We start from the raw sequence: 13,638 nt of genomic DNA, 5'->3' as shown, positions 1-13,638 counted from the left end.
ATAAATTTTCTTTGGGAATTATTCTGGGATTGATTTCCATGCCGGCTTATGCTCAGCTTTCGATGGGTGCGCGTGGCTTGGGAATGGGGCAAGCTACAACGGCACTTCCCGGTTACGACTGGTCCCTGTTCTCAAATCCTGCCCTTTCCGCTAACGAAGATATTGCCGTAGGATTTTACGGACTTCGAAATTATGGCTTCCCGGAGCTTACCGATATGTCGGCATTGGCGCGGGTTCCTACAAAATTTGGCGGTGCATCAGTAGGTTTTCACCGGTACGGTGATAATGTGTTCAGTGAAACAAGGCTGAGAATTGGCTATAAGAATGAGTGGCAGATGCTGCATTTTGGATTAGCCGGAAACTATAACCATATATCATTCGGGGGTGATTATGGGTCAGGCGGAGCTATTGGGGTGGATATTGGGATAGCTGCTGAAATCTCAAATAGCCTTTGGATTGGTGCGAAAACAATAAACGTTAATCGAGCTTCTTATAACGGAATTCGGGAAGATCTGCCGCGAGAGACCACTGTTGGTTTTTCATATGCCCTAAACGAGCAGGCCTTATTCGCTTTCGATGTTGTAAAGGACGTGAATTTCCCTGTAGCATATCGGGGAGGAGTAGAAGTTAAAGTAATAGAAAACCTGAAAGGAAGGGTAGGTATCACCACGGGGCCACTAACTTATGCGCTTGGTTTTGGTTATGGACGGGAGCAATGGGATATAAATTTCGCGGTACAAAAACATGAGGTTCTGGGATTTAGTCCCGGGCTCGATTTTATGATCTATTTTTGATGGGTAAGAAATGGAGAGTCATATCGTATCTTTCTTTATTTGGGGTGATGCTGGTTTGCCCCGGTTATATTGTTGCGCAGGAAGATACCACAGCTACCCGCGTAGAAGAACAACTCGAAAAAGCCTTTGAAGAATTAGATACGGAAGAAGTAGGAGAAGCAGGCGAACAATTAACTCAGTTCCTGGAGGACCTTGCTTCCAATCCGGTAAACCTGAATAGTGCCGGACTGGATGATCTTCTGCAGGTGCCTGGCATCAACCTTAAAATAGCCCGGGCTATCATCGACTTCAGAAACACAAAACCATTTGAAGAGAAAACAGAACTTCTGGATGTATGGGGAGTCGGCGAAGCAACCTATCAGCGAATGGCTCCTTATGTTACTATCGGAGGGGTAGAATCACAGTTTCGGGATTTATATATGAGGCCCGAATACTGGATGGCAAACCGCAAGGTTGAAGTCTTTTCCCGCTATCAACAAAACCTGCAAATCCGGGAAGGATTCAGAGAACCGGATTCTTCAGGTGGATATCTTGGGAGTTCTGCCAAGTATTATCAGCGGTTTCGGATAACCAGTAACCACCTGTCTTTAAACCTGACTCAAGAAAAAGATCCCGGCGAAACCCTGCAGGGAATAACCGGATTTGATTACAACTCAGGTCATATCGCCTTAACCGATAACGGAAAACTGAAAGATTTTGTAGTTGGGGACTACAGCCTGAGCTTTGGTCAGGGCTTGGTGCTTTGGACTGGTGGTGCCTTTGGAAAGGGGCGTGAGGTGATTGGAACTATCAGCAAGAGCGAGCGTGGTGTAAAAGCCTATTCCTCGGCACAGGAAACGGATTTCTTTAGAGGGATTGCTGCCACCTATGGTGAAAAGGTAGAACTGACCGCCTTTTACTCCAGTCGCCCCAGAACAGCATCGGTTATAAACAGAGACACCACACGATTTCCAACCTCAGCAGGTTTCCACAGAACACAAAGTGAACTGGAAAGGAAGAATAATATCGATCAAATGGTTATTGGCGGTCGTGCCCGACTGGATACCCCCGTTGGACTGCTTGGTTTAACTGGCTATTACAATGAATTCAACAGCTACATTGCAAAAGGTACTTCACTCAGTAACCTGTATGACTTTGAAGGCTCAGAAAACTCAGTTTTAGGCATTGATTATCGGGGGCTTGCAGGGAATGCCTTTGTTTTTTGGGAGATGGCACGCAGCCGGAATGGGGGTTTAGGGGCTGTTGCCGGATTAGAGGCTCCGATTTCAGAGAATACGGAACTGGCAATTTCTTACCGGAACTATCAGAAAGACTTTCAGTCATTTCTGTCAAGCGGATTTGGAGAACGGTCATCAGCTCCGCAGAATGAAGAAGGGTTTTACGTTGGCATCCGCCATCAGCTTAACCAAAGAATATCTCTCAGCGGATATGTGGATCAATACCGGTTCGCTGCTCCTCGCTTTGGCACTTCTCAGGCTACCGGAGGCTTCGACTTGCTGGGTTTGGTTGAAGTTAAATTCTCCCCGAAATTGAATGTATATGTACTGCTTAGAAATGAACTTCAGGATGAAGAATTTGAAATAACCAATGAGCGGGGTGCACAAGAACTTTGGTTAGGCAGGGAAAAAAGAGCGAGTATCAGGGCAAACTTTGAATATCATGTTAGTTCGGCAGTTCGCCTGCGATCACGGATAGAATTCGCGCGCAATAAAGAGGCGGGAGATGGCTGGGAAAAAGGTTTTTTGATGTATCAGGACGTTCGGTTACAGCCAATTGATGCTCTTCGAATTGACGCGCGGGTGTCTGTATTTGATACGGAAAGTTTCTCAACAAGAGTGTATCAATTTGAAAGTGACTTGCTGTATGTGCTTTCAAATACGGTTTTGTACGATCAGGGCCAGAGAGCGTATATAGCTGTAAAATATACAGTAACCGAGTTTTTGGATCTGTGGTTTAAGTATGGTATTACCATTTTTGAAGATACTCAGGTGATCGGAAGCGGGCTTAGTAAGATTGAAGGTGATGTAAGAAATTCAATAGGTTTGCAGGTCAGAATTCAGTTTTAAGAGCCGTTTATATTAATAAATTATAATATTTAAAGAACGGACGTTGCTAGTTGGTGGTTATTTTATATTTTGATGATGTAGATACAAGGGGTACATAATACTCGAGAGAATTTGGGTTAGACTAAACTATATTTGAGATGGGTATACGAGTTATAATGTTGTTATGGGTTGGGTTGTTTTTTTCAGCTGTTTCTGTGAATGCACAAAGTTCTGTACAGGAGGAGTTGTCACGAAGAAATTTAACATTATCACAGGCGCAGGAGTTAGCCAGACAAGCGGGAATTAATCCTAATGATCCGGATCAGATAGCCAGAGTTGCGCGAGCAAGGGGGGTTTCGGAAGAGCAAATTCAGGAGTGGCTGATTGATCTTAGGTTAAATAATAGAAACGATACCAGTGGCACCGGGTTTGAAAATCTGCGGGGAAATGTTACAAGTGCAGATGATATTATTCTAAGTGCAAGTAGTGAACAGGACAGTGTTCCAAAAACCACCACATCTAAAGATACCTCCGGGTTGGAGTATTTCGGCTATAACATTTTTTCCGACACCCCTGACCCTTTTAAGCCAAGAACAGTTGGACCCGTTGGGGATGGATATGTTGTGGGACCTGAAGATCAGTTAAGGCTTACTGTGTGGGGTGCAACCGAATTTCAGTACGAGCTGCAGGTAGATGTGGAAGGCAGAATTTTGATTCCAAATATTGGTTTAGTCACGGTGGCCGGACAAAAACTTTCAAACTTAAGAGAGTCTTTAAAAATAAGACTTGGAAAGAGCTATTCGGGATTACTTAGAAATCCACCTACTATTTTTATAGATCTGACGGTTACTCGATTAAGACCTATTCAATTATTTGTGCTGGGTGAGGTTAAGAATCCCGGAGGCTATTCCTTCACCCATAATTCTACTATTTTTAATGTGTTGTACGGTGTTGGCGGGCCTAAAATATCCGGTTCATTGCGAGATGTTCGGATTATCAGAGAGGGTAAGCAAGTAGCATCTATTGACCTGTATGAACTTTTATTAAACGGTACGGATAACCAAAATATACCTTTACTGAATAACGACCGAATATTTATCCCTCCCCGCGAAAGCACTGTATCTATTCAGGGGCAAATTCGAAGGCCTGCGATTTATGAAATGAAGCCTGATGAGGGACTAAGTAAACTCATCGAGTTTGCGGGCGGGGTGAAGTCAGAAGCGTATGGAGATCGTTTTCAGATTAGCAGAGTGATACCTATTGAGCAGAGAGAGGATCCAAGTTTTGCCCGGCAAATAATTGATTATCCACTAAAAGAAGTGTTATCCGGAGAAAGAGAAGTTGAGCTCTTTGATCAGGATAAAGTGCGGATGTTCAAGATATCTGAAGTATCAGATGATTATGTTCAGATCACAGGGTTAGTAAATCAACCGGGAATCTATGAACTATCTGAAAAAATCAGGAAAATCAGGGATCTGATCTTGGCCGCCGACAGTTTGCGAGACGATGCCTTTTTAGGAAGAGCCATTCTTACCCGAACCAATGATGACTCTACCACCACGGTGTTTAGTGTTGACCTTCAGGCAGTGATTGAAAATGAAGGCGGGGATCAAAATATTACGCTTCAAAAAAGAGATCAGCTACAGGTTTTCAGAAATACGGTTGAGCTTATTGATCAAAGATATGTGAATATAACAGGAGAAGTGAGTAACCCCGGCCGCTACAAATACAGCGAGAACATGAGCCTTGAAGATTTGATTTTGAAGGCCGGAGGATTTACCGAAGCTGCGTACATCGGGGATGCAGAAATCACCCGAACGGAGAAAACGTCGAGTAAGAACATGCTCACCAGTAAACTCACACATGAATTGACTTCAGATTCAGAAAAGAAAGACGATTTTTATTCTGTAGAACATTTCTGGCCTATTCTTGATAATGCCAAAACATTTGAGCTTGAGCACAGAGACCAGGTGTACATCCGGCGAAACCCGCGCTTTAACGAACAGCGGTTTATATCTATTGAAGGTGAGGTCGAATTTCCCGGCACCTATACCATTCTTTCTGAAAATGAGAAGCTTTCAACTGTAGTAGAGAGAGCCGGAGGGTTAACCAGGGAGGCTTATGCAGCAGGGGCCCGGTTATTCAGGGGGGATAAGGAAGTGGTTATAAATCTTAAGGAATTACTCCAGGGAGATAGAACCCAGGAAATTTTTGTGAAATCCGGTGATTCAATTCGAATACCACAAGTACCAAGTACTGTTTTGGTTACAGGAAATGTTGCTCTTGACGGGTTCATTAAATTCAAACCGGATGAACGATTAACATACTACCTGGATCAGGCAGGGGGTATGCAGAAAAACAGTTACAAATACGTTCAGCTCACACAAGCCAATGGTGCTATTTACCAGGTTCGGCGCAAAGGGTGGTTTAAGCAAAACCCCAAAGTTGAAGATGGGGCACGTATTAACGTAATTTACGAGGCGCCGGAGCCCGAATCTGAAAAACAGAGTGCCGGAGAAATTTTGCAAAAATCTGTTGCCACACTTACCAGCGCATTGACTATTATTATACTCGCAGAAAGAGCTTTTAATTAGTTAGTGAGTTTTTATATATGACAATTGAAGGAATTGCGGTATTGTGTGTAATTCTGATTTGTTTAATCCTATTAGTCAGCACAACAGTATCAGTTGATATCGTTTTATTCGGGGGGCTAGCTGTTCTCTTTATTTCAGGCGTAATACCCGCAGAGCAGGCACTTTCCGGGTTTTCTAATGAAGGAATGCTTACCGTGGCGGCACTGTATATAGTCGCGGCCGGACTTAAAGAAACAGGGGCCATTCACTTCATTGTACAAAAAGTAATGGGCAATGCCCGAACTGTTAAAACTGCACAATTACGGATTATGAGTCCGGTTATGGTGATGAGTGCTTTTTTGAATAATACACCCATCGTAGCTTCTTTTATTCCTGCACTGGAGCGTTGGAGCCGAATTTCTCAAATTCCTGTATCCAAGATATTAATCCCTCTAAGTTATGCGGCCATCTTAGGTGGAACATGTACGCTTATAGGAACGAGTACCAACCTGATTCTGAATGGGTTAATGATTGAAGAGGCGTCCACAAGGGCAATTGGCATTCTTGAACCGGCGCTAATCGGAATTCCCTGTGCCATAGCCGGTTTTATTTATCTTGTGATTTTTGGTGATAAACTGCTGCCTGAACGGGGCTCCAGTATGGATACATTTCAAGACCCCCGAGAGTACACTATTGAGATGATCGTGAAAGACAGTGCACCATTATCAGGTAAAACCATTGAAGATGCCGGTTTAAGAAATCTCCCCGGTTTATTCCTGATTGAAATTCAACGAAATGGCAGAGCAATACCTGCCCCAGGACCTTATGAAAAGCTGAGAGGAGAGGACCGGTTGATTTTTACAGGTATAGTAGATTCGATTATTGATCTGCAACAGATTACCGGACTAGTACCGGCAACAAATCAGGTTTTTAAGCTGAATGCTCCCAGAAATGAGCGGCAAATGATCGAAGCTGTGGTTTCAAGATCAAATCCTTTGATGGGGAGAACGATAAGGGACGGAAACTTCAGAGACCGATATGATGCCGTAGTTTTGGCTGTATCTCGCAGCGGAGAGCGCATCAACGAAAAAATCGGTGATATCACACTCAAAAGTGGTGATGTTTTATTGCTTGAAGCACATCCGAATTTTGTTCAGAAATACAGAAATGCCAACGACTTTTACCTGGTAAGTTCCATCGAAGATTCTTCTCCGGTGACCTATGAGAAAGCCTGGGTGGCTGCTCTTTCCCTCTTAGGCATGGTTGTGCTGGCTGCCACTGGGGTTCTCAGTATGCTTCAGGCGGCTATTTTTGCTGGCGGACTTTTACTCGTTACAAAATGCTTCAGGTACACCACAGCGCTTGAAAGTGTGGACTGGCGGGTATTGATTGCGATAGCTTCAGCCTTAGGTCTTGGTAGCGCTCTGCAATACACAGGGGTTGCAGAACAATTGGCGACTAATCTTCTATCCTTCGCAGAGAATGATCCTACACTCGCTCTTTTATTAACCTACCTTGCCACCTGGCTACTCACAGAAATGATTACCAACAATGCGGCGGCTGTGCTGATATTTCCAATCGCTTTATCACTCGCACAGTCGATGGGGGTAGATTTTATGCCTTTTGCTATGGTTATGATTATAGCTGCCTCCTCCAGTTTTTCAACACCGATCGGGTATCAGACCAATCTGATGGTGTACGGTCCGGGCGGATATAAATTCACCGATTTTGCCAGAATAGGTCTTCCTTTAAATTTGATCGTAGCCACAGTAGCCGTATCTTTAATACCTTACATTTGGAGCTTTTAAAAGATAATCAGAGTTGATGCTTAACCAAGTCATTAAGACGGCAGAAGAGGCAGGAAAAAAAATACTAGAGTTTTATCAAACGGATGTGGAAGTCATTACAAAAGACGATGACTCACCACTCACTAAAGCCGATCTGGCAGCGCATCATATTATCGTGGATGCCCTTAAGGAGATTGATCCCGGAACCCCAATAATATCAGAAGAATCCGGAATTCCTGATTTTAACGAGAGAAAAGAGTGGAACCGGTTTTGGCTGGTGGATCCTCTTGATGGCACAAAAGAGTTCATCAAAAAGAACGGAGAGTTTACCGTTAACATCGCCTTGATTGAAGATGGAAAACCCATTCTTGGAGTTGTGTATGTGCCGGCCAAAGATGTTATGTACTACGCTGAAAAGAGCATAGGGGCATTCAAAAAAGAGGCTGACACAGAAGCCGAAAAGCTGGAAAATGTTTCATTTGAGAAACCGGGAGAAGCAAGAATAGTAGTAAGCCGTTCTCATGGAGATGACCAAACCGCTAAAAAGCTTTCCGGAATTGGGATAGAGGTTATAGAAGAAGTGCCTTCCGGAAGTTCAATCAAATTTTGCCTGGTTGCAGAAGGGAAAGCGGATTTATATCCCCGCCTGGGACCAACTATGGAATGGGATACGGCTGCAGCTGATGCCATTTACCGGTATTCATCCAAAAACGGCGAAAAATACTCGCCATTGGTGTACAACAAAGAATCCCTTAAAAATCCTTATTTTCTGTTGGGATTAAACGAACATGTTGATGTCGAGAGTTTATAAGGAAGCCTGATCATCAGAAAAATTTACATTATACTTTTTTAGAAAAATGAGTGAAAAAAGATCACATTCACACCTTAAAGAACTGGAAGACGAAGGAATTTATGTTATGAGAGAAGTGGCAGCTCAGTTTGAGCGACCTGTTTTACTTTTCTCAGGGGGGAAGGATTCTATCGTTATGTTTCATCTGGCCCTGAAGGCTTTTCATCCGGGAAAGGTCCCCTTCCCGCTTATGCATATTGATACGGGGCACAATTTTCCCGAAACCATAGCATTCAGAGACAAGCTTGTCGAAAAATACGATGTGGAACTGATTGTGGGAAGTGTACAAAAATCTATTGATGAAGGCCGGGTTGAAGAAGAAACCGGGCCCGATGCCAGCCGAAATGCCCTTCAAACAACCACGCTTTTAGATACTCTAAAAGAGTATCAGGTTGATGCTGCTTTAGGCGGCGGGCGTCGTGATGAGGAAAAAGCACGTGCCAAAGAACGTTTCTTCTCACACCGGGATGTATTCGGTCAATGGGACCCTAAGAATCAGCGACCTGAACTTTGGAACCTGTTCAACGGGCGAAAGAATCAGGGGGAGAACTTCAGAGTATTCCCGCTGAGTAACTGGACGGAAATGGATGTATGGCAGTATATCGCCCAGGAAGAGATTGACATTCCGGAGCTCTACTTTGCCCACGAGCGAGAAGTTTTTAATCGTCGAGGAGTATGGCTTGCCGACACAGATTTTGTAAACCGAATGGAAGAAGAAGAGCTGGAAACGAAGACTGTACGCTTCAGAACTATCGGGGACGCAACATGCACCGGTGCTGTATTGTCAGATGCATCCAATATGGAAGAGATCATACAGGAAGTAGCTTCTGCCCGACAAACGGAGCGCGGAAATCGTCACGATGACAAACGAAGCGAAACCGCAATGGAAGACCGAAAACGTCAGGGATACTTCTAAGCCATCCAAACACGATCCACTAAGAATACTGAACAACGAATTTTATTTCTCAAATGAGCGAAAGTAACGGAAAATCGAACAACCCGAACACAGACAATAAATACCTGGATATGGATCTGCTCCGGTTTACAACAGCCGGAAGTGTGGATGATGGAAAAAGTACGCTGATCGGCCGGCTATTTTATGATTCAAAATCTATTTTTGAAGACCAGATGGAAGCCATCGAAAAATCCAGTAAAAGCAGCGGAGAAGAGGATGTAAACCTTGCCTTGCTTACTGATGGATTGAAGGCAGAGCGAGAGCAGAAAATTACCATCGATGTTGCGTATCGTTATTTTGCGACCCCAAAAAGAAAGTTCATTATCGCGGATACGCCGGGGCATACCCAGTATACCCGAAATATGGTTACCGGAGCTTCAACAGCTGATTTAGCAATTATCCTGGTTGATGCTTCCAAGGGATTATTGACTCAATCCCGCCGACATGCGTTTATTTCCTCACTGCTGAGAATCCCTCACTTGGTGGTAGCTGTTAATAAAATGGATTTGGTTGGATATGATGAGAAAGTGTTCAATGAGATCGTAAGTGATTTTAGAAGCTTTGCCAAGAAACTGAATGTCAGTGATATTACTTATATCCCGATATCAGCGCTAAAAGGGGATAATGTTGTTGATAAAAGTGAGAACACAGATTGGTACAACGGCTCGACTTTGTTGCATCACCTTGAGACCGTGAAAGTAGATGCTTCTGATAATATCGTTGATTTCCGTTTTCCGGTGCAGTATGTAATCCGACCGAATCAAAACTTCCGGGGTTTTTCAGGAAGAGTGGCTTCAGGTCATGTTCGTCCGGGTGATGAAATTACAGTGTTACCGTCCGGCCTATCATCTAAAGTAAAAAAGATTGTTACCCGGGATGAAGATTTGGATATTGCCTATCCGGGCGATTCCATAACTCTGACCATTGAAGACGAAATTGATACCAGTCGCGGCGATATGATTGTTCGTAAGAATAATGTGCCGACCGTAAGTAACGAGTTTGAAGCTTATATTTGCTGGATGAATGAGAAGGACATGGAGCTGAATAAGCAGTATGTTCTGCAGCACACCACCCGTACGGTTCAGGTTTTTATGGAAGACCTGCTCTACCGAATGAATGTGGATTCTCTGACCCGCGAAGATGCTACCAAGTTAAGCCTGAATGAAATTGGGCGTGTTAAGCTGAAGACCAGCCAGCCTATTTTCTATGACCCTTACCAGGTGAACCAGAAGACGGGAAGCTTTATCATTATTGATCCTGCTACGAATGTTACGATTGGGGCAGGGATGATCCGGGCTGGTTCTACAGAATCCAAGTCGTCTAAGGACACATCTGAAGCAGGTATAAAGGGCAGACAAACCCGACCAAAATCACCGAATGTAGTTTGGGAGCCATGGAATATACCTCGTGAAGAACGGGAAAAGAGAAATGATCATAAGGCAAGTTTGCTATGGTTTACCGGAATCTCCGGAGCCGGCAAGAGTACCATCGCCAAACAGCTCGAAAGAAAGCTGTGGGAAAATGGTAAGCAAACCGTGCTTCTGGATGGAGATCAGGTACGCCATGGATTGAATGGTGATCTTGGCTTCAGTCCTGCCGACCGAACCGAGAATATCCGTCGGGTGGGTGAAGTAGCCCGTTTGTTCTATGAGCATGGAAATATTGTGATTTGCACATTCGTATCTCCGTACATTCAGGACAGGGAAGCTGCTAAACAGCTTTTCCCGGAGGGGGACTTCAAGGAAGTTCATATCACCTGTGATCCGAAGACAGCACAGGATCGTGATCCAAAAGGCTTGTACAAAAAGGCTCAGGAAGGCGAAATTAGCGGTCTCACCGGTTACGATGCGGACTATGAGGTATCCGATGACCCTGCTTTGACTATCGATACAGATTCAATGTCGGTGGATGAGGCTGTACAAGAAATTCTGAAACTGATCAGTGAATAATATTTTTACCAGGTTTTAAAAAAACTGGGAATTCCTCACTGAATTTTACAGATTAGTGACATGCTTCAAACATTCACTAATTATATCGGGCGAACACACCGGGTTGCTATTCTTGTAGCCATTGGGATTCTGCTTACCGCTTGTGCGCCTTCGATTTCTCAATTCAATGAGACGGCTTACCAACAAGCGGTTCAGCTTAAAGTGAAGTCGATGTCATTAATCGATAAAGCGAATGAACCGTATTCGGCTCATGAGGAGGCAGCTGTTCAGCTAAAACAGAACTTGCTTACCGCTTATGAGTATGCAAAAGGCCGTCCAAGCAATGAGATAAGTACGCGACAATGGGAGATTATGGTTGATGCCGAGCGTAACCTGATGGGGGGATTTTTAGTGCGCTGGAAAGAACAAGAGACTTTATCCCCGGCTTTCATTGGAGAGTACAGCAAAGTGATAGCAGATGCCTTCGATACTATCATCGGGTTGGAAAGCGGAAAAATTAAACCGGGTGAGGTGGAGTAGCTATGTTTGACTTCGATGCTTTTCTGGAAACCTTAAAGACTGATCTCACCGAAGTGGTTTCCGATTTTGGTGAAGATTTAAAAGATGATTTATTGAATGATGCCGGAGACTTTGCCTTTCAGACCAAAGAAGACTTAATCAAATGGTCAAAGATGCTGAAAGATGGAGAGATAAGTGCGGATGATTTTGAGTTTCTCCTGAAGGCAAAGAAAGATCTTGCTGAGATGGAAGCTTTAAAGCAAAGAGGACTGACACAGGCTAAACTGGATAAATTGAAGCTTGCCATAATGGATACAGTAGCCGGGTCGGTGAAGAAAGTAATTGCCTGAATAAGAAAAGGGAAACACGAGCTAACGCGCTTCCCTGAAATTGATTTGAAGTAGTTAGTTCAACTACATTCCTGCCTGCTTTTCGTCTTCAGGAATCCAGTCTGCAATCACATCTTCATTATTGACGAGCCATTCTTTGGCAACTTCCTGTTCCGGTTTATCTGATTTATTGATTTGAACCATTAAATCGGATAGCTCGGTATCGGTCAGGTGCATATTGGAAAGAAAGGCGGCCAGTTCCGGTTTGTCTTCCCGAAGGTCTTTACGGCCCATAATGTGTATGCTTCCGGTTTTCCATTTCATCATGTCTTTGTCTTGCTGAAGAAACTTGAGGTCGAAGCTTCCAAACATCCAGTGAGGCTTCCAACCGGTTACAACAATAGGTTCCTCATTTTCATAAGCTTTCTTCAGAGCAGAGGTCATTGCCGGTCCGCTTGATTGTACAAGCTCATAATCAAGGTTGTAGTCCTCAATTACTTCGCTGGTGGTTTTCATGATACCTGCACCGGCGTCAATTCCGGTAATCTCACCGTCGAATTTATCCGCAACGGTATTCAATTCAGAGATTTTATCAATCTCAACATAAGTTGGTACAACCAGGCCGCTTTGGGTTCCCTCATAAACGGTTCCCAGATCAATGATGTCTTCCTGATATTGCTCAATGTAATCTGCGTGAAGGGTGGGCAGCCAGGTTTCCATAAAAGCATCGGAATCACCATTCGCAACGGCTGTATAGGCTGGTCCAACTCCGGCTGAAGTAATTTCAACCTCATAGCCCATCTTATCTTCCAGTACTACTTTAGCAAGGTTAGTGTAGGCAATCCCTTCAGCCCAGTTTACATATACAAGGTCGGCTGTTTTTGTTTCATTTTCTGATTTTTGATTACATGCGGTAATCAGCCCAAAAGCCAGGACGAATATCCCCAGCTTTGAAAGCATAACCGATATTCTGTTATTCGTTCTCATTGTTCTTTTGGTTTAATGTTACGGTTCTGTTTATATCTAAAACTCTTATTGGGTTGAAGCACCTAATGACTGCGTCACTCTATCCAAAAACACGGCCAGAATTACGATAGCCAGCCCGCCTTCAAATCCAAGGCCAATATCCAGCTGTTGCAGGCCTGTTACCACAGGCTGACCTAACCCTCCGGCTCCAATCAAAGCTGCAATAACCACCATTGATAGAGCCAGCATAATGGTTTGGTTTACTCCCGCAAGGATTGTGGGGAGGGCAACAGGCAGTTCCACTTTTAAAAGCATTTGTTTGGAATCGGAGCCAAAAGCCAGGGCAGCTTCCCTGATTTCTTCCGGTACCTGCCGGATTCCCAAATTGGTAAGTCGTACAGCCGGTGGCATAGCAAAAATGAGCGTAGCGATCACGCCAGGAACCTGACCTATTCCAAAAAATAGTACGGCAGGGATCAGGTACACAAAAGCGGGCATGGTCTGCATAAAATCCAGAATGGGACGGACAACCTTTTCCACTGTTTTGCTTTTGGAAGCCCAGATCCCCAGCGGGATGCCAATCAGCAGTGCAATTACAACCGCGGTGATGATCAGGGCCAGCGTCTCCATGGTTCCGTCCCACATATCCATACCTTCAATAACGAGCAGACCAAGTATGGTGAAAATTCCGACTCCCTTTCCTGATACATACCAGGCAATGGCGCTGAACAGCACAATCATTATAATGGGGTGGGGAAATAAAAGCAGGTTCTCTATCCCCACCAGAAAAGAGTCAACCACCAGGGTCACAAGGTCAAAGAATCCGCTCAGGTTATTGGTCAGCCAGTTGATTGCAAATTCAAATGCATCTCCAACAGGTAGATCAAACATA

At 44.2% G+C, this 13,638-nt stretch carries 11 protein-coding genes; 9 read left to right on the top strand and 2 right to left on the bottom strand.

Going from position 1 to position 13,638, the window contains the following annotated elements:
- Nucleotides 1–11 precede the first annotated feature (11 nt).
- The 9 genes from ABFW99_RS10520 (at nucleotide 12) to ABFW99_RS10480 (ending at nucleotide 11,801) form a co-directional block, all read left to right on the top strand.
- Nucleotides 12–794: a hypothetical protein gene (locus tag ABFW99_RS10520; protein ID WP_349353455.1), complete on the top strand. Its 783-nt coding sequence runs from the start codon at nucleotides 12–14 to the stop codon at nucleotides 792–794.
- On the top strand, nucleotides 794–2,860 hold the full coding sequence (locus tag ABFW99_RS10515) for a ComEA family DNA-binding protein (RefSeq protein WP_349353454.1): 2,067 nt from the start codon (nucleotides 794–796) through the stop codon (nucleotides 2,858–2,860). The genes ABFW99_RS10520 and ABFW99_RS10515 overlap by 1 nt, the downstream gene beginning before the upstream one ends.
- A 137-nt stretch (nucleotides 2,861–2,997) precedes the next feature.
- Nucleotides 2,998–5,433: an SLBB domain-containing protein gene (locus tag ABFW99_RS10510; RefSeq protein WP_349353453.1), complete on the top strand. Its 2,436-nt coding sequence runs from the start codon at nucleotides 2,998–3,000 to the stop codon at nucleotides 5,431–5,433.
- A 17-nt stretch (nucleotides 5,434–5,450) separates the two neighbouring features.
- The gene (locus ABFW99_RS10505; protein ID WP_349353452.1) at nucleotides 5,451–7,220 is read left to right on the top strand and encodes an SLC13 family permease; all 1,770 of its coding nucleotides are present in this window, start codon (nucleotides 5,451–5,453) and stop codon (nucleotides 7,218–7,220) included.
- A gap of 16 nt (nucleotides 7,221–7,236) precedes the next feature.
- Nucleotides 7,237–8,010: a 3'(2'),5'-bisphosphate nucleotidase CysQ gene (gene cysQ, locus ABFW99_RS10500; RefSeq protein ID WP_349353451.1), complete on the top strand. Its 774-nt coding sequence runs from the start codon at nucleotides 7,237–7,239 to the stop codon at nucleotides 8,008–8,010.
- 46 nt (nucleotides 8,011–8,056) lie between these two features.
- Nucleotides 8,057–8,965: a sulfate adenylyltransferase subunit CysD gene (cysD, locus tag ABFW99_RS10495; RefSeq protein ID WP_349353450.1), complete on the top strand. Its 909-nt coding sequence runs from the start codon at nucleotides 8,057–8,059 to the stop codon at nucleotides 8,963–8,965.
- A 53-nt stretch (nucleotides 8,966–9,018) separates the two neighbouring features.
- Entirely contained in the window at nucleotides 9,019–10,953 is a 1,935-nt protein-coding gene (gene cysN, locus ABFW99_RS10490) for a sulfate adenylyltransferase subunit CysN (RefSeq protein WP_349353449.1), read from the top strand.
- Nucleotides 10,954–11,013: 60 nt separating this feature from the next.
- Entirely contained in the window at nucleotides 11,014–11,472 is a 459-nt protein-coding gene (locus ABFW99_RS10485; protein WP_349353448.1) for a hypothetical protein, read from the top strand.
- A gap of 2 nt (nucleotides 11,473–11,474) precedes the next feature.
- The gene (locus ABFW99_RS10480) at nucleotides 11,475–11,801 is read left to right on the top strand and encodes a hypothetical protein (protein WP_349353447.1); all 327 of its coding nucleotides are present in this window, start codon (nucleotides 11,475–11,477) and stop codon (nucleotides 11,799–11,801) included.
- 63 nt (nucleotides 11,802–11,864) lie between these two features.
- Here ABFW99_RS10480 and ABFW99_RS10475 read toward each other — a convergent pair whose 3' ends face one another.
- Both ABFW99_RS10475 and ABFW99_RS10470 read right to left on the bottom strand, forming a co-directional pair.
- Complete coding sequence (locus ABFW99_RS10475; RefSeq protein WP_349353446.1) at nucleotides 11,865–12,767, bottom strand: glycine betaine ABC transporter substrate-binding protein; 903 nt, start codon at nucleotides 12,765–12,767, stop codon at nucleotides 11,865–11,867.
- 45 nt (nucleotides 12,768–12,812) lie between these two features.
- Nucleotides 12,813–13,637: an ABC transporter permease gene (locus ABFW99_RS10470; RefSeq protein WP_349353445.1), complete on the bottom strand. Its 825-nt coding sequence runs from the start codon at nucleotides 13,635–13,637 to the stop codon at nucleotides 12,813–12,815.
- Between the last annotated feature and the right edge of the window lies 1 nt (nucleotide 13,638).

The organism is Gracilimonas sp. BCB1 (genome assembly GCF_040117685.2).
In the GTDB taxonomy this organism is placed as follows: domain Bacteria; phylum Bacteroidota; class Rhodothermia; order Balneolales; family Balneolaceae; genus Gracilimonas.
This window is presented reverse-complemented; position numbering and strand designations above follow the sequence as displayed.